Source organism: Burkholderia sp. Tr-862 (assembly GCF_011753085.1).
GTDB classification, from domain to species: Bacteria; Pseudomonadota; Gammaproteobacteria; order Burkholderiales; family Burkholderiaceae; genus Burkholderia; species Burkholderia ambifaria.
Genome location: NZ_VWWG01000149.1, coordinates 1 through 15,392 on the forward strand (window position 1 = coordinate 1; position 15,392 = coordinate 15,392).

The 15,392-nt window shown below is 62.4% G+C and carries 16 protein-coding genes; 11 read left to right on the plus strand and 5 right to left on the minus strand.

Features of this window, described 5'->3' with window-relative positions; all coding sequences use genetic code 11:
• The coding region (locus F3J14_RS27620) for a DNA polymerase Y family protein (protein WP_166725662.1) at positions 1-938 on the plus strand (938 nt) is incomplete at its 5' end.
• 6 nt (positions 939-944) lie between these two features.
• Positions 945-4,094 carry an error-prone DNA polymerase gene (locus F3J14_RS27625; RefSeq protein ID WP_166725663.1) on the plus strand — a complete coding sequence of 1,050 codons (3,150 nt, stop codon included), beginning with the start codon at positions 945-947 and terminating at the stop codon, positions 4,092-4,094.
• Positions 4,095-4,256: 162 nt separating this feature from the next.
• Here the strand turns inward: F3J14_RS27625 and F3J14_RS36240 are convergent, their stop codons facing one another.
• The 4 genes from F3J14_RS36240 to F3J14_RS27645 all read right to left on the minus strand — a co-directional run bounded on the left by F3J14_RS36240 (position 4,257) and on the right by F3J14_RS27645 (position 9,130).
• Positions 4,257-5,471, minus strand: coding sequence for a HEPN domain-containing protein (locus tag F3J14_RS36240; RefSeq protein ID WP_166725664.1), 1,215 nt, complete (start codon positions 5,469-5,471; stop codon positions 4,257-4,259).
• Positions 5,472-5,588: 117 nt separating this feature from the next.
• Positions 5,589-6,815 carry a replication initiation protein gene (locus F3J14_RS27635; RefSeq protein ID WP_166725665.1) on the minus strand — a complete coding sequence of 409 codons (1,227 nt, stop codon included), beginning with the start codon at positions 6,813-6,815 and terminating at the stop codon, positions 5,589-5,591.
• Between the two features lie 1,231 nt (positions 6,816-8,046).
• The gene (locus F3J14_RS27640; protein ID WP_166725666.1) at positions 8,047-8,442 is read right to left on the minus strand and encodes a hypothetical protein; all 396 of its coding nucleotides are present in this window, start codon (positions 8,440-8,442) and stop codon (positions 8,047-8,049) included.
• Position 8,443: 1 nt separating this feature from the next.
• On the minus strand, positions 8,444-9,130 hold the full coding sequence (locus F3J14_RS27645; protein ID WP_166725667.1) for a ParA family protein: 687 nt from the start codon (positions 9,128-9,130) through the stop codon (positions 8,444-8,446).
• A 404-nt stretch (positions 9,131-9,534) separates the two neighbouring features.
• On the opposite strand from F3J14_RS27645, the gene F3J14_RS27650 reads away from it, so the two are divergent.
• The 6 genes from F3J14_RS27650 (at position 9,535) to F3J14_RS27675 (ending at position 13,628) form a co-directional block, all read left to right on the plus strand.
• A complete protein-coding gene (locus F3J14_RS27650) occupies positions 9,535-10,326 on the plus strand; it encodes a hypothetical protein (RefSeq protein WP_166725668.1) in 792 nt (263 codons plus the stop codon).
• Entirely contained in the window at positions 10,323-10,517 is a 195-nt protein-coding gene (locus F3J14_RS27655) for a hypothetical protein (protein ID WP_166725669.1), read from the plus strand. Before F3J14_RS27650 ends, F3J14_RS27655 begins: the two co-directional genes overlap by 4 nt.
• A gap of 386 nt (positions 10,518-10,903) precedes the next feature.
• Positions 10,904-11,047 carry a hypothetical protein gene (locus tag F3J14_RS27660; protein WP_166725670.1) on the plus strand — a complete coding sequence of 48 codons (144 nt, stop codon included), beginning with the start codon at positions 10,904-10,906 and terminating at the stop codon, positions 11,045-11,047.
• Between the two features lie 95 nt (positions 11,048-11,142).
• Positions 11,143-11,946, plus strand: a complete 804-nt coding sequence (locus F3J14_RS27665) for an HNH endonuclease (RefSeq protein ID WP_166725671.1) — start codon at positions 11,143-11,145, stop codon at positions 11,944-11,946.
• A gap of 68 nt (positions 11,947-12,014) precedes the next feature.
• Positions 12,015-12,632 carry a hypothetical protein gene (locus F3J14_RS27670; protein ID WP_166725672.1) on the plus strand — a complete coding sequence of 206 codons (618 nt, stop codon included), beginning with the start codon at positions 12,015-12,017 and terminating at the stop codon, positions 12,630-12,632.
• Between the two features lie 102 nt (positions 12,633-12,734).
• A complete protein-coding gene (locus tag F3J14_RS27675; protein ID WP_166725673.1) occupies positions 12,735-13,628 on the plus strand; it encodes a hypothetical protein in 894 nt (297 codons plus the stop codon).
• Here F3J14_RS27675 and F3J14_RS27680 read toward each other — a convergent pair.
• On the minus strand, positions 13,622-14,050 hold the full coding sequence (locus F3J14_RS27680) for a hypothetical protein (protein WP_166725674.1): 429 nt from the start codon (positions 14,048-14,050) through the stop codon (positions 13,622-13,624). The two genes, F3J14_RS27675 and F3J14_RS27680, sit on opposite strands and share 7 nt — an antisense overlap.
• Here F3J14_RS27680 and F3J14_RS27685 point away from each other — a divergent pair.
• The 3 genes from F3J14_RS27685 to F3J14_RS27695 form a co-directional block, all read left to right on the plus strand.
• Positions 14,049-14,474 carry a hypothetical protein gene (locus F3J14_RS27685; protein WP_166725675.1) on the plus strand — a complete coding sequence of 142 codons (426 nt, stop codon included), beginning with the start codon at positions 14,049-14,051 and terminating at the stop codon, positions 14,472-14,474. The two genes, F3J14_RS27680 and F3J14_RS27685, sit on opposite strands and share 2 nt — an antisense overlap.
• 4 nt (positions 14,475-14,478) lie before the next feature.
• Positions 14,479-14,820 (plus strand): hypothetical protein, encoded by a 342-nt coding sequence (locus F3J14_RS27690; protein ID WP_166725676.1) that lies wholly within the window; start codon positions 14,479-14,481, stop codon positions 14,818-14,820.
• 3 nt (positions 14,821-14,823) lie between these two features.
• On the plus strand, positions 14,824-15,392 hold a 569-nt coding region (locus F3J14_RS27695; protein WP_282100752.1), incomplete at its 3' end, for a phage integrase family protein.

Below are 15,392 nucleotides of genomic sequence, written 5' to 3' on the forward strand. Positions count from 1 at the left end.
TGCGCTACGCGAACTGGTTTGAGGATCTCGGCTGCGAAACGCTGGCCGACTTGCAGCGCTTGCCGCGCGCCGGGCTGAAAAAGCGCTGCGGCACGCAGCTGCTCGACTGGCTCGACCAGGTGGCCGGCACCGCGCCGGCCGCCTATGACTGGATCGAAATGCCGCCGTCGTTCGACACGCGCGTCGAACTGATGGACCGCGTCGAGCATGCCGAGGCGCTGCTGTTCATCGCACGCCGGCTGATCCTGCAGCTGACGGGCTGGCTCACCGCGAAGCAGCTGGACGTCGCGGCGTTCGCGTTGCTCCTCGAGCACGAGCGCGGGCGGGACGCGATCGCGCCGACCGAGATCGAGATCGCGTTGGGCGCCCCTACCCGCTTCGAGGAACACCTGACCCGGCTCGTCAAGGAACGGCTCGGCCACGTCGAGCTCGCCGGGCCCGTGATTGCGGTGCGCCTGGTCGCCCGCAGCGTGCAGGAAGCGGCCGCGCCGAGCGATTCGCTCTTTCCGGAGCCCGGCGGTACGCCGCAGGATCACGCGCGGCTGCTCGAACTGCTGACCGCACGGCTCGGTGCCGAGAACGTGCTCGTCCCCGCTCCCATGGCCGACTACCGTCCGGAGCCGGCCGCCCGATGGGTGCCGATGCGCGACGCGCCGAAGCCGTCGCCGCTGCCGGCGGATCTGCCGCGCCCGGCCTGGCTGCTTGCCAAGCCTGTGCCGCTGCTCACGCGCCAGCATCGGCCGTTCTACGGCACGCCGCTGCGCATGGTATCGCCCGGCGAGCGCATCGAAGGCGGCTGGCAGGACGGGCAGACCGTGACGCGCGACTACTTCGTCGCCGAGGACGACAACGGCATCTGCTACTGGATCTACAAGGAGCGGCCGACGGCCAGCGACGAGAGCGAAGCACGCTTCTTCCTGCACGGCCTGTTCGGTTGATCGACCATGAACGCCGGCAATTTCGGCGCCCTGCCCGCCTACGCCGAACTCCAAACCGCCAGCGACTTCTCCTTCCTGCACGGTTCATCGCGCGCGGAAGAATACGTCGCGCGCGCGGCGCAGCTCGGCTACAGCGCGATCGCGATCACCGACGAGTGCTCGCTCGCCGGTGTCGTGCGCGCGCACGTCGAAGCGAAGGCGGCGAACATGCCGCTGATCATCGGCTCGCACTTCCGGCTGACGGCCGCCGATGGCGCGCCCGCGCTCGCCTTCACGGCGCTGGCGATGAATCGCGACGGTTACGGCAACCTCTGCGAATTCATTTCGCTCGGTCGCATGCGCGGCAAGAAAGGCACATACCGGCTGGCGCCGCTCGATCTCGAGCACCCGGAAGCCCCGTACACCCACCTCCGCAGCCTGCCCGACTGCGTCGCGATCCTGTCGCCCGACTTCCCGGCCAACGAGCAGCGGCTCGACGCGCAGGTCGAATGGTTCACTCGCGTGTTCGGTGATCGCGCATGGGTCGCGCTGACGCTGCACGCTCGCGCGATGGACGACATCCACCGCGGTGTGGTCGAGCGCGTCGCCGCGCGCCACGGCGTGCCGGTGGTGGCCACCAGCTGGCCGCTGATGCACGTGCGGTCGCGCAAGCCGCTGCAGGACCTGCTGACCGGGATCCGCGTCGGCCGGCCGGTAACGGAGTGTGGGTACGAGCTCGCGCCGAATGCGGAGCGTCACCTGCGATCGCGTCTGCGGCTCGCCAACCTCTATCCCGCCGGCGCGCTCGAGGAAACCGTGCGTGTCGCGCGGCGCTGCACGTTCTCGCTCGACGACCTGAAGTACGAGTATCCCGACGAACTGGTGCCGGCCGGCAGCGACCCAGCGACGTACCTGCGCGAGCAGACCTACATCGGCGCGCGCCGGCGCTTCCCCGCCGGCATCCCGGTCGACGTCCAGGCGCAGATCGAGCACGAACTGCAGCTGATCGCCGACCTGAGGTACGAGGCGTATTTCCTGACGGTCTACGACATCGTGCAATTTGCGCGCGAGCAAGGCATCTTGTGCCAGGGACGCGGCTCGGCCGCGAACTCGTCAGTCTGCTACTGCCTCGGTGTGACCGAGGTCGATCCGTCGCGGCAATCGATGCTGTTCGAACGGTTCATCTCCAAGGAGCGCAACGAGCCGCCGGACATCGACGTCGATTTCGAGCATCAGCGTCGCGAGGAGGTCATGCAGTACATCTACCGCAAGTACGGTCGCGATCGCGCGGCGCTGACGGCCGCCGTCACGACGTACCGGCCGCGCAGCGCGTTGCGGGAAGCCGGGAAAGCGCTCGGCGTGGATCCGGCGATCGTCGAACGCGTTGCGAAGCAGCACCATTGGTTTGACTCGCGCGCCGATCTGCTGCAGCGGTTTGCCGAGGCCGGCCTCGATCCCGAAGCGCCGCTGAACCAGCAATGGGCAGGATTCGCCGCGCAGCTGCTCGGCTATCCGCGGCACCTGTCGCAGCATTCGGGCGGCTTCGTGATCAGCCGCGGCAAGCTCACGCGCCTCGTGCCGGTCGAGAACGCAGCGATGGAGAACCGCTCGATCATCCAGTGGGACAAGGACGACATCGAAGCGCTTGGCATCCTGAAAATCGATGTCCTGGCGCTCGGCATGCTGTCGATGGTGCGCCGTGCGCTCGACATGATCTCGGAGAAACGCGGCGAGACGTTCGAACTGCAGGACATCCCGGCCGAGGACCAGACGACCTACGACATGCTGTGCGACGGCGACAGCATGGGCGTGTTCCAAGTGGAATCGCGCGCGCAAATGTCGATGCTGCCGCGCCTGCGGCCGCAGTGCTTCTACGACCTGGTGATCGAAGTCGCGATCGTGCGGCCGGGTCCGGTGCAAGGCGGCATGGTGCATCCGTTTCTGCGCCGGCGCCAAGGACTGGAGCCCGTCACGTTTCCGTCTGAAGGCATGGAGAAGGCACTGGCGCGCACGCTCGGCGTGCCGATCTTCCAGGAGCAGGTAATGCAGGTCGCGATGCTGGCGGCCGGTTTCTCCGCCGGCGAGGCCGACCAGCTGCGTCGCGCGATGGCTGCCTGGAAGCGCAAGGGTGGGCTCGAGCCGTACCACGAACGCCTGGTGAGCGGCATGCTCGAGCGCGGCTACGACCGCGAGTTCGCCGAGTCGATCTTCGCGCAGATCAAGGGCTTCGGCGAGTACGGCTTTCCGGAGAGCCACGCTGCCAGCTTCGCGCTACTCGTCTACTCGAGCGCCTGGCTGCGCCGACACGAACCGGCCGTGTTCCTGGCCGCGCTGCTCAACAGCCAACCGATGGGCTTTTACACGCCGTCGCAGCTCCTGCAGGACGCGCGGCGCCGCGGCGTCCAGGTGCTGCCCGTCGACGTCAACGTGAGCACGTGGGATTCTGCGATCGAAGGGCCGACGACGTCGGCGCCGGTACGCCTCGGCTTCTCGCTGTTGCGCGGCATGCGCGAGGACGTCGCCGGCCGCATCGAGCTCGCACGCGCAGCGCGGCCATTCGTCGACGTCGCGGACCTCGCGCGCCGTGCGCAGCTCGACCGGCACGACCTGCAGGTGCTCGCGCGCGCGAACGCACTTCGCTCACTCGCCGGCGGCAACCGACGCGCCGCGCTTTGGCTCGCGGCCGCCGCGGTCCCCGATCGGGATCTGCTGCGCGGCACCGAGCGCGACGACGCGGTGCCGGCGCTGCCGCAAGCATCCGAGGGCAAGGAAATCGTCACCGACTATCATGCGATGGGCTTCACGCTCGGCCGGCATCCGCTGGCGCTGCTGCGAGATCGCCTCGCGCTCGATCGCCTTCAGTCGGCCGAGCAGCTGCAGACTTTGCGTAGCGGGCAGCTCGCGCGCGCGTGCGGACTGGTTACGGTGCGGCAGCGGCCGGGCACGGCGAACGGCGTGCTGTTCATGACGCTCGAGGACGAGACGGGCCAGGTGAACGTGATCCTCTGGCCCGGTCTGTTGGAGAAATTTCGGAAGGAAGCGCTCGGCGCTGCGCTGCTGGCCGTGTACGGCGTCTGGCAGGCCGAAGGGAAAGTGCGGCACCTGATCGCGAGCAAGCTGGTCGACAGGACCGAGCTACTCGGCGCCCTACCGACCACGTCGCGGGAGTTTTGTTAGGGTGACATCATCGAAGCCGAGCAAACCGAAGAATTACGTGCACAAGTTAAAACCCGATCGGCCAGTCAACGTCAGATCAGGTCTGAGAAAGCATCGCGTTCACTTCATCACGGGCCGTCACCAACCCGAAGGAGGCATCGTTGCTGGTGACGGGGCCACGGACTATCCTGCAAACTCGGTAGCTTCGCGCTGGAGGATGTTACGGAGTAGCTGTTTGGCTTGATCAAGCATACCCCTTTCTTGCGGCTGCAAACGCCGGCGACGCCCGTGCACGACCTTCGAGCGGGCATCGTAGATTTTCTTGAAATCCGACGCTATCTGTTCGCGTTGCCGTGCGCCTCGCCCCAACATGAAGGCGCACCGGTCGGCCAGCTTGTCGGTCAGACCCGTCTCTTGTGATTTGCCTAATATCGCCTCAATACCGATGCATGCATTGAGCAATGCCTGTGTTTCGTTACGCTCAACGTCGGCATCGAACGCCCATTCAAGCCCAGTGAGAATCCTCGTAGCATCTTGATTTTCCTCTCCAGCAGATAGCAATGCAGTGTAAGGCCGCAAGCTGTCGGCAATCGACTCCACCTGGGACACACGCTGTTCGGAGCCGAGGCCAAATAGACCACCGCTCGATGTTTGCGGCGCGACATAGCGGCATGCTCCAAGCCGTTGACGCACCTGCTCGGATAGGCCGATCTCCAGAATATTTGTCGGTCTTTCAGGCTCGTAGCCGAGCATTGTGCTGTCCTGCATTGAGGCCGAATCGAGGTCGGGGGCGAGAATGAGGCCACTTCCCGCCACATTGAATATCTGAAGCACCTGCTTTGCGCGCGAAATGGCGTGGCTCGCAGCGGAACTGCTTTCGGACCTGTCCAGATAACCGCTTGCGCTGATCTCCAGGCACACCGGGCTCTCCTTGGCGTCTCGTTCTTTCAAGCCGCCATATTGAGACAGCATCCCCAGAATGCCCAAGGAGGAGTCAAATATGGATCGAGTGCCTGCAATGTCTGACCGTATGATGCGCGCGCGTTTGCCAATCGTGAGGTTCAGTTCGCCTTCGATCGATAGTCCGGGCAGCTCGATTAGCGTCAGATACTTTCTCGGATAGCGCAATATCTCGTCGGTGACAATGTCCGCCCACTCAAACGGTGGCGCCGCACATGACGTATCAATTGTCCCTTTCCTAACAGCTTCGGCATGAGTCGCCGCCGCGAAAATCAATGAGACGGCGCCCGACATATCGACGAGCTCAGACCAAGGCGCATTCGCGAGCAGATACCGTATGAGGGGCAGCAGACCTTCGACCGCTAACGCGTTTGGTGCTTTGGTATCGTGGAGAACTGCGACAAACTGTCGGATCGCTTGTCTCGGATCGTGCTTCACTTGTAACCCCGCAAACTATTGTTTCAATACGTCATGACCCTTGGCGCATCAATCGCTTTCTAAGCGTTCACCCAAGATCTAACGCTGTCTGTTTGGTCTAGTCTAGCGTTATACAAATTACGCTAGCGTTTCGCCGATCCTACCCGCAAGCCATGCGGTAAACGCAGTTTTCTCAAGAACGTTCTTGAACGCCCCTTCTGCTTCGACATACGACCCGACGGCGCCGCCAGATGCTGCATATTGGCGCACGAACTCGCTCCGCTCGTCCGACGACAGGCCGCGAATCGCGGTTGCGATCAGCTTCGACCGGGCATCTGCCGCCGCCTCTGCTTCATCGATCACTGCCTTCTGCGCCCGCCGCGCGGACTCCTCGATCACCTCGACTGTCTCGATGTCTCCCCCGCCTTCAAATACCGTGCGCGCGTATCCGCCAGCATTCTTTTTAATCTTCTTGTTCCGAATCTGCTGCTCTACATACTGGGCCGTCTTCGTCGCCCGATCTGGATCATGCTGGATCCAATCGACAGCAAGTCGGCCCGAGATACCAAGCTTCACGAGCCGACGATAGGTTTCAGAATCGCGGATCGCGGCCTGCTCCTCACTATCACTCTCGTCGTACATCGACCGCTGCGGATTGTCCTCCACCAAAAAACGGATCTTGGCGACACGACGGTTCTGTCGTTCGTACTCCGGAGTGATCAATATATTCGATACAGTGTTTACTTCCTTCACCGCCTTTTTTATCACTTCCGAGTTGAAGTGTTTGAACTCGTCATATGTTGACGCTTCGGCGCCGAGAAGCTTTCGCCAGATGTCGACCGATATCCAACCAGTCGACCCTGTGCGTTTGAATCGCAAGCAGTTTTCATACAAAGCGAGCGCATACGCTCCACTGAACTGCTTTTGAACGTTGATGTTGATGAGCAAGTAGATTTCGGGGTTCGCGAGCTTGTTCGCGAGTGCGCTGCTGTACTCGTATGTGACGATCCCGTTCCGAATGTTCGCCGAGCTCAGAAGGGTTGTCACCCCCCACTCCTCATCCCCAGCCGCATGCAAGATATCGAACTCAATCGGGGTGGTCGAGATCTTCTTGAGCGCTTCCTTGAGTGCACTCGTGTTCTTACTATCGAACCCCAGCATCTCGCTCATGATCCCAACGGGAATCTCATGAACCGACTTCTTCAACAGGTTGTCGTAGGCGTTCAGCAGTAGGACATTCGACAACTTTCGGCCAAGCAACCCGAGATCCCCCCCGACGTGCACCGTACCAACGTGCTTTCGAAGTTCGCTCGACGGCACGTTCGCTACTACAGCGCTACCGGTTCTTTGCTTTGCTACGGCCATAGGCTCCTCATTGGTTGAGGAGCATTCTAGGGCGATAAAGTCATGTTCGCAAGAGAATTGGGATGACCTTTCGGAATCTGCCCCACAAACCGTGACCTTTCGTTTCCGATCGACACTGCCCCATGAACCATGACCCTTAGATATCTCTGCGCCGTCTTCTCACACGGCTGAACCAAGCATCGTCTAGGACCTTGCTGGAATCGCCCCATAAACCATGACCATTCGCCGAGGCGCGCCCCACGCCCCCCACAAACCATGACTTTCAGCTGCGCGAGGACACGATCGGCGCGTTCGGCCGGAGGGCGTCGCCCCACAAACCATGACTTTTCGAACGAGGACGCAGCTATGTCGCGGCTTCGCCCCATAAAGCATGACCTTACGAGGCTATGGATCGCTTGTTCAGGCAGAAAAGCGCGTTACCCCGAGGCACCCCACAAACCATGACCTTTCTAATTGACCATCGGTGCAGAGCGCTCCATTTCCCCACAAAGGATGACCTTTTGATCGAGACGAGCCTTACGCTTACGCCCCATAGATCATGACCTTTGGCTTTGGCGTAAACTTTATTCAGTTAATTCAATGAGTTATATGGAAGTGAACACTCGCAAACTGACCGGCGATCGCCCCACAAACCATGACCTTTCGTGATCAAAGCGTCACCGCGATCTGGGCCGTACACGAGCGCCCTCACAGACCATGACTTTCTGCCCCACAAACGATGACTTTTTGACTGCCGGCATTGTGATGTGGTGTGAAATTATCTTTACAAATCAGTCATTTATAGTGAAAAATCGAGGATTGACACGAGGTTCCCCATAAACCCTGACCACACCCCATAAACCCTGACCGATCCGCCCCATAGACACCGACCTTTTGCCCCACAAAGGATGACCGAATTGTGCGGAAAGCCTGGTGGGACAAGGATCTGCGAGAGCTAAAGGTTTTAAAGTAGTTGTTTTTCTAAAGCAACCCCAGGTGTTGTTCCTGAGATAGACATAGCAATAAATTCAACCGTCCGGGTAACGATCCGCCGATACCCACAACGACATTTCCGCCAGTAAACAGCCTTCCCGCAATCCACTATCGCCTCTGTGCGATGCCAGCCGCTCGCTATCAGCCTGGCCTGGCCAGCAAATACCAGCAAGGAGGGCTTCGCTTCATGGCGTGCCGGCAGAAGTCACTTATCAGGTATCTGGTAGCTACCAGATACCTGATAGATAGCTATTAGGTATCATTCGTAATAGTCGTCCACGCCCATCTCGCGCAGTCGCCGAATTGCCGCAATCCCGCGCTCGAGCACTTCCCCGAAGGTTTCCTTCGAGCGGTTTGCCTCTGCTTCCAGATCCGCGACTCCTTGGGCAGTCAACTTCACGTTTTTCTGCACGTTTCGGCCGGTTCGGCGCCGATTATCTTGGCGTGGGGATGTATCTGATGGTTTGGCTCGAGTAGCCTTGCTGACCGCCTTCGTCGGCGGAGTGTCGGCCACCGGCGCGCCCAAAGGTTGTCTGCTTGGAAATCCGGTCTCTGCAGCGATCTGGTCGACAACCTCGGGCGCGGGACGGCTGCTAGATGCAGCTGGTCGCGGCGTGAAGCCGCTCAAATCAAGCGGGTTCTTGCGTTCAGCCATTTCACGCTACCTCCTGCGAAGGTGCCATCCCTTCGCGCAACTTCTCAACGACCTCATTGGCGAATTCCTCTGCGTTGATCACTGCTTTATCGAGGTTCGAAACGTCGCTCGGATCGAGATCTGAAAGCGGCAACGCAAACGAGAACATCGCCTTGAATGCTTCTCGCTCGTTCAGTTCCGTATTGAATAGCTCAATGCCGGCCTCCGAGAACGAGCTACTGATGTGCTTCATTGTGCGCGTGCGGATGATCGGGCTGGTGCGCGTTAACAAGACTCCGTACGGAACTTTCCGCCGCGACATTTTCTCCTGTTGCTCAACGACCTTCAGCGCACGAGACGCCTGCGATGCGTCGAGCTGCGACCCCTGCATTGGAATCACAATCAGATCTGCTTGGCTGACAGCCAAGATCACAATCTTCGCCGCTGTACCTTCCAGGTCGACAATCACGAATGGGGTCTGGCTTGCTGCCGCCTCGATCTTGTCGATGATGTTTTCTTCATCCGCATCCGAAATGATGGTCATCCGTTCCGGCTTTGCACCTCCGTTCGCCCACATGGCGATCGGTTTGTTGGGATCAGCGTCGATGACGGATACATCCGTGCTACGGGCGAGCTGATCGGCCAGAACCAACGCAGAAGTCGTCTTGCCGACTCCGCCTTTCGGACTAACAAACACGATAACCGGCATCGCAAAATCTCCTATGTGCAGTAGAAGGATATCTGGTAGCTACCAGATATCAAGAAGCTATCCGATAGCTATCGGATAGCTGAAATGTAGCTATCTGGTATCGGGTAGCTATCCGATAGCCGAAAGATATCAGATAGCTACCCGATATCAAAGAGGTATCCGATAGCTACCTGATATCCGATAGCTATCCGATAGCTACCAGATACCAATGATGAAGCTGTCAGGTATCTTTCGGATATCTAGTAGATATCCATCTGGTATCTTTGGTCGGGGCAAACAGTCGCTCTTTCGCGGCCTTCCGCGCGAAGAGGGAGGGGCGGCCGCACCAGCCCTCCGAGGTATTTGCAGAACTTCGACCAGTGCTAGTGCCGCTACAATCTGCTTTTCCGAATCTAAACGACAACATGGCGTTGCCCCGTACCGACTTCTTCGATCGCGTCTTGCAGGCTGCCTATGATCGGCTGCAGGCGTCCGATCTCGTCCGGCAGTATCTGTCGGGCGCGTTCCGGCAGGACGGCACCGTGTTCGATGCGGCGACCCTCGTCGAGTTCGACGACTTCGAGCTCACCAGCCCCGAGTATGCGCAGCTGCTGATGATCTTTACGGACGCGCGCGTCCACGAGCAGGCCGAGTACCGGGTAGGGCCCGACGAGGCGCCGCCGGGCGTGTACTTCACGTCGGTCCAGCCGGCCATCCTGCAACACCCGCACAAGAACCGCATCGGCGTGTACCAGGACGCGGACGACGGAATGTCGTTGTATCTCGGCGAGGGCGGCGATGACGGGGAGGACGCCGCCGAGCCGGCGGTGGCCCAGGCGCTGCACATCGATCACCTGTTTCTCCGGCACCAGGCGCCGGACTGGCTCGGCACGGTGGCTTTCGCGCTGTGCGCGATGACCGCGCACCGCCTGGGCTACCGCCGGATCACGCTGATCGCGGGGGGAGGGCAAGGGTACGACCCGCATATGATCGGCTACCGCTACTGGCCGAAGCTGGGCTTCGATGCGCCGCTCGAGGCGGCCGAGCAGGGCATCCCGGCGTTCGCCGCCTGCCAGACCGTGCAGGATCTGCTGGAGGTCGACGCGATGTGGTGGACGGACCACGGCTCGCAGCGGCTGATGGAATTTGACCTCGGTGCCGACAGCCGGTCGTGGGCAAAGCTGCTAGACTATCTGCTGGACAAGGAGTTGATATGAGCCACGTGACGAAACCGCTGAAGAAAGCTGCGCCGACGACGGCCGCGGTGAAGGTCGTCGTGCGCGTGTCCCAGCGCAAGCAGAAGCCGGCGCCGCTGACGGCGGCCGGCAAGGCGCAGCTGCGCGCGGCGGCCCGGCGGCCGAGCGCGCGGGTGACGCCGGAACTGCCGGAATGGCGCAAGGCGATGTAACCAGGACGGGCCGGTTGGCCCGTTTTTTTTTTGGCGCACCGTCAATGCCGATAACTCCGCTTATCGGCATTGCGTTTAATGGTCTAAAATGCCCCAGGGTCGGATTATGCCTCGGTTAGATAGGGGTAAACCCTTGGTTTGCGGGCACATGAAGATCGGGCAGGCCGGCGCTTAGCGCAAAGTTGAACACCTGTGATGGGCACCTTAACGACGAGCCCAGGTGCTCATATGAAACTTGAAACGGTGGTTCTCATGCTGCGCGGCGCAGCGGCCAGCGTCGCGCTGGTGTACTGGACGTGCAAGCTCGTGTGGTTGATGACGGGCCTACACTGACGTTCCCGCCCGCCCGCGAAGGGCGGGCGGCCCTCACTGAAAAGGAGCACCGCATGTTCACTCGGCTCATCTGTTGGCTCGGCATGCACCGCGCGGACGCGAGCGGCTACTCGCCATCGATCCTCTCCGACAGCGGCGACTACGTCTATCGCTGCGCGCACTGCGGCAGCCTGTTCGTGGGTCGCGCTCCCAAGTGAACCGACCGGCCGCGGCCCGCTGCGTGCCGTGAAGTACCAGCCTCGAGCAGCGCGCACCGCGCAGCTGAGCAAATTTTTTCGCCAGGAGCGTCGACTTGGGCAGCAAGCGATTTCGGAACAAGACCTGCGTGTACTGCGGGCTGGAGGGAGGCGCGAATACGGCGGACCACGTGATCGCGCGCGAGTTTTTTCTCCTTGCCGGGCGCGACAACCTGCCCAAGGTGCCGGCCTGCCACGAATGCAATACCGCGAAGTCGCGCCTCGAACACTACGTGCTGTCCGTGTTGCTCATGGGGGGCGTGCATGCCGATGTGAGCGAGGCGCTCGCCGCGCAGCTCGGTCCGCGACTGGCCAAGAACGACGCGTTGCGCCGCGAGTTGGCTGTGGGGCAGCGCGATCGCCAGATCCGACAGCCTGACGGCAGCTGGGCCACCGGCATGTCGGTGCCGTTCGACGGGGAGAAGTTGGCCATCTTGTGCAGCTACATCGCGTTCGGGCTCGCGTGGCACCACTGGCATCTCCAGATTGCCCCGCATGCGGTGGCGTCCGCCAACATGTTTACGGGAGCGGGGCTGGCGACGTTCGAAGACATGATGGCGCGCTGCGAGGCTGGGGGCCGCGTCGACCACACGATCGGTAATGGGGTGTTCGAGTACCGTGGCGTGTATCTGCGCACGAATCCGCGCATCACCTTATGGCAGATGAAGTTCTTCGGTGGGGTCGAGCTCGGCAGCTATCGCCAGCGAGGCCAGACGGCTCGCAGCCTGTTCGTCGCGACCAACGATGCCCCGGATTGGATCGCGGCGCAAAACGCGCGACGGGTGCCGGGTCGCGCACCCATCGGACTCGGCGCGGCCGACGGCGACCCGGCCGCCTTGGCACCCGCCGGACCAGCGTGATTCCGGTGCCGGGCCGCAACGACTGTGACCACGACAGTATTGACCAACACAAAATGAGGAAACCCTCCATGATCGAAGTCCAGCGCCTGCAGGCCGGCGTCTCACTCGAAGGTCCGCATTACATCATCCAGCTGATCCCGGTCAGCTCGGCCGACTCGCTCGGTTCGCCCACCGTGATCGTCAGCGTGCTGGCGCGCCCCGCGCTGACCGGGGACGATCGGAATGTGCGCCTGGAGGCGTACGACGTTCGGCATGAGTTCCGGCTGGCCGACATCGCAGTCGACGCGCACGAAATGCGCTGCCTGCGCATCGCATATGACCGTGCGCCGCTATTCCGCGAGGGCTTCACGTTGGCGCTCGAGGAGGGTATGGCCGAGCAGCTGGCGGCCTACCTGCCGCGCATCGACCTGATCAGCCTGGTCGCCACGGGCGTGTGCGAAGCCGTCAAGCCGAAACTGGGTCGTGCGCCGGCGCCGCACGAGCAGGCGGTGATCGCCGACGTCGTGGCCAGCACGGTGCTCGACCACAGCACCCCGGCGCAGGCGATGGCGTTCGCGATGGGTTTGGCCAGCGAGTGCGTGTTTTCGGAGACGCGCGGCGACCATCCGGACTATGTCGTCCTCGGCGCGGCCCTGCGCACCCCCGCGGTCGTCGCCATGCTTGAGGACGCCCAGCGAGGCCGGTGATGCGCGACGCGAACCACGTCGGAACGCCGTCGGCCGAACAGCGGCGGAGCCAGTTCAATCACCCAGTGTGGCGAGTCTGCGCGCGCTAAACAAATTCCAACTATGTTTCCAACAGAACTGTGGCTGCGCAAGGCAATCGAGGTCGTGCTGAAGGCGCCGTCGCCCGACCGAATCCCGCTGTCGGGTGACGAGCGCCTCAACAGGCGCGACTACTTTTATGCGGGACTCGATGGTATCGACCCGGAGGGCGACGTGCTGATCGCAGGCCTGTCGTCGACCGGTGTACTCGGTCGGCCGTGGCGCGACGATCGATACCAGAACGACGTTGTCGATATTCCGATCGCACGTGCCGTGCGGGCGAAATCGACCTTCGTCTACTATCTCCGCCGCTTCGAATTTGTCGAGCGCGACCCGTTCCGATTCTGGCTGAAGGTTCGAACCGGCTACTACAAGCGAGTGGCACGCCGAGAGGAGCGGCGGGAGAGTCGATTTAACCGGCGCCAGTTGGAACGCAAAGAGCGCATGGACGTTTTGCAGGCGATCGTCAGGCTGTCGATGGAGAACGACGAGCGCACGATCGACCCCGTGATGATCACCACCCTCTTGTATCAGCGCGGTTGGATCCGCCATCCGGAAGCCGAAGAAGTGCTCCAGCGCATTCGCGCGCTGGTCCGGGTATTGGATGCCGAAGGGCTGGTGGAAGTCGTGCAACGAGACACCGCTTACCGCATGCGTCCGGACGCGGTTCGCGTGCTCGATCAATACATGACCGACGAACGCCGACACGCGCACAGCCAAGCGCTGCAGCGCAAGGTGATGATTCTGGGTGGGTTTGCGGCGGTTGCGACCGCGATACAAGCAGCGGCCAACGTCAAGCAGGCATGGTTCGACAAGCCAGCCAGCGAGACTCCGGTCGTCCATTCGACAGGCGATCATGCGGCCGCCACGCCTCGACCGTCCTCTTTCGCCCTTGCACCGATGCGAGGTGATCAATGAAGGGGCGCCGCCCGCTCTCCAAGGCGCAGTTGCTGCCGCTGCCGGGTGACCAGGTCCGAAGACTGTCGCTCAAGCATCACCTCGCGCTGACCTGCCTCGCTGCCGGGCAGGGCGGCATCGAATCGCTGTCGACCTTGTCGAACGTCATCGACATCGCGCAGCGAATCGACGGCGCGCATGCACCGGTATTCGAGAAGGCCAATGCAGCGATCGATTCGTGCGTCGCACGCGCTGAGCGCGACCAGCGGTTCACGCTCTTCGAAGCGGAACATGCGGCAATTGCGGCGGCGCTTGTGCTTCACGACGCGCAGCTCACGCGCGTTCCATGCCATCGGTACATCACGGCGCTCGAGTAGACCGCGGTGCAATCGCGGAAGCTCGCCGAGCCGGCCGCGCAATAATCTGACGGGGTCGTCGATCATGAACGTTGCATTCGACCGAGCCGCCGCACTGTCCGTCGTAACGTCGACACTGATCGACGCGATTGCGCGCGACTATGTGAGCGCATTGCCGATCAGCGGTTATGCCGGCGCTGGTGCGCTGGCGCATTGGGCGCCGAATCCGAATCATTGCCACGAGCAGGTCGACCGATGGCTTCGGCTGCATCCAGACGACATGCCGGTACGTGGTTGGTTGGCTGACGGCGGAGACGGCGCGCAGCAGCGCTTTGTGTCGCATTCGTTGGTGCGCACCGCCGCCGGCCAGGTGCTCGATGTCTCTCTCCCTCCTCCCGCATACGATCAGCCCTTCATCGAACATCCTTCTGCCGCTGGCGATTTTCTCGCGCTGGTTCTCGGCGAGCTGCGGATGTCGGAAATCTACGTGTCCATTCCGTACAGGAGTTGAACCCATGGCCCGTTCCTCTTCCAAGAAAGCGCCGGCGCGTCCGGCACCTCGCCGCGTCGACGCGATCGTGTTCTCGGCCGCGATGCAGACCGGCGACGTCGAGGTGATCGGCATTCCGTTCGAGCACCGCGACCGGACGTGGGCTATCCACGCGATTGTCGGCTTGCCGATTGATACGGTGCCGGTCTACGCCGTGTCCGACGTCCTCACGGGCCGGCATGTGCCGAATAGCGAGGCGGAAACGCTCGACGCGGCACGCGCGAGGGCGATCGCAACCCTCGATGCCGTCACGGACGCGTCGTGGGCCGAGGCCTTTGGTGCAGCAACCCAACCGGCGACCGCCTGAACGATGGCCAATCGTCCCCAGCAGTTGGCCCAGATGCCTTTACGCAGCTACAGCCGCACCGAATTCACGGCGCTGCGCGCGCGCGTGAAAGGCCTGCCGATCGAGACGATCGAGCGACTGTACTTCGATCGCGATGCGGCCGAGCCGGTCGACGTCGCGCAGCTGCTGCGCACGATGCGCGACGACCTGGTCGCGGCCGCGCTGCGCGACGGTTCGCCGGTGTTGCAATCCCACCTGCAGGCGGCGATCGAGAAATACGGCGAGCCGCGCCTGACGCCCGTGTCGCTGCAGCTGATCGAGCAGGTCGCCGCGCAGTGGGCGGTCGCGACGCCACGGGCCGAACATCCGGTCGGCCGCTGGTTCCGCTCGCTCGTCGCCGCACGCCTGGAAGACGAGGGTATCCGGACGCTCGGCGAGCTCGTGGCGTTCGTGAACCGCCGCGGCGGCCAGTGGTGGCGATCGGTGCCGCGCGTCGGCGTCGGCCGTGCGCGCGTGCTGGTCGCCTGGTTGCGGCGCCACGCGGCGTCGATCGGCGCGGCCGTCGAGGTCGACGTCGACGCCGGCGACACGCT

Excerpts from the sequence above, each read along its gene's own strand:
- F3J14_RS27625 (WP_166725663.1), top strand. The coding sequence starts at position 945 with ATGAACGCCGGCAATTTCGGCGCCCTGCCCGCCTACGCCGAACTCCAA.
- F3J14_RS27635 (WP_166725665.1), bottom strand. The coding sequence starts at position 6,815 with ATGGCCGTAGCAAAGCAAAGAACCGGTAGCGCTGTAGTAGCGAACGTG.
- F3J14_RS27640 (WP_166725666.1), bottom strand. The coding sequence starts at position 8,442 with ATGGCTGAACGCAAGAACCCGCTTGATTTGAGCGGCTTCACGCCGCGA.
- F3J14_RS27645 (WP_166725667.1), bottom strand. The coding sequence starts at position 9,130 with ATGCCGGTTATCGTGTTTGTTAGTCCGAAAGGCGGAGTCGGCAAGACG.
- F3J14_RS27650 (WP_166725668.1), top strand. The coding sequence starts at position 9,535 with ATGGCGTTGCCCCGTACCGACTTCTTCGATCGCGTCTTGCAGGCTGCC.
- F3J14_RS27655 (WP_166725669.1), top strand. The coding sequence starts at position 10,323 with ATGAGCCACGTGACGAAACCGCTGAAGAAAGCTGCGCCGACGACGGCC.
- F3J14_RS27660 (WP_166725670.1), top strand. The coding sequence starts at position 10,904 with ATGTTCACTCGGCTCATCTGTTGGCTCGGCATGCACCGCGCGGACGCG.
- F3J14_RS27670 (WP_166725672.1), top strand. The coding sequence starts at position 12,015 with ATGATCGAAGTCCAGCGCCTGCAGGCCGGCGTCTCACTCGAAGGTCCG.
- F3J14_RS27675 (WP_166725673.1), top strand. The coding sequence starts at position 12,735 with ATGTTTCCAACAGAACTGTGGCTGCGCAAGGCAATCGAGGTCGTGCTG.
- F3J14_RS27685 (WP_166725675.1), top strand. The coding sequence starts at position 14,049 with ATGAACGTTGCATTCGACCGAGCCGCCGCACTGTCCGTCGTAACGTCG.
- F3J14_RS27680 (WP_166725674.1), bottom strand. The coding sequence starts at position 14,050 with ATGATCGACGACCCCGTCAGATTATTGCGCGGCCGGCTCGGCGAGCTT.
- F3J14_RS27690 (WP_166725676.1), top strand. The coding sequence starts at position 14,479 with ATGGCCCGTTCCTCTTCCAAGAAAGCGCCGGCGCGTCCGGCACCTCGC.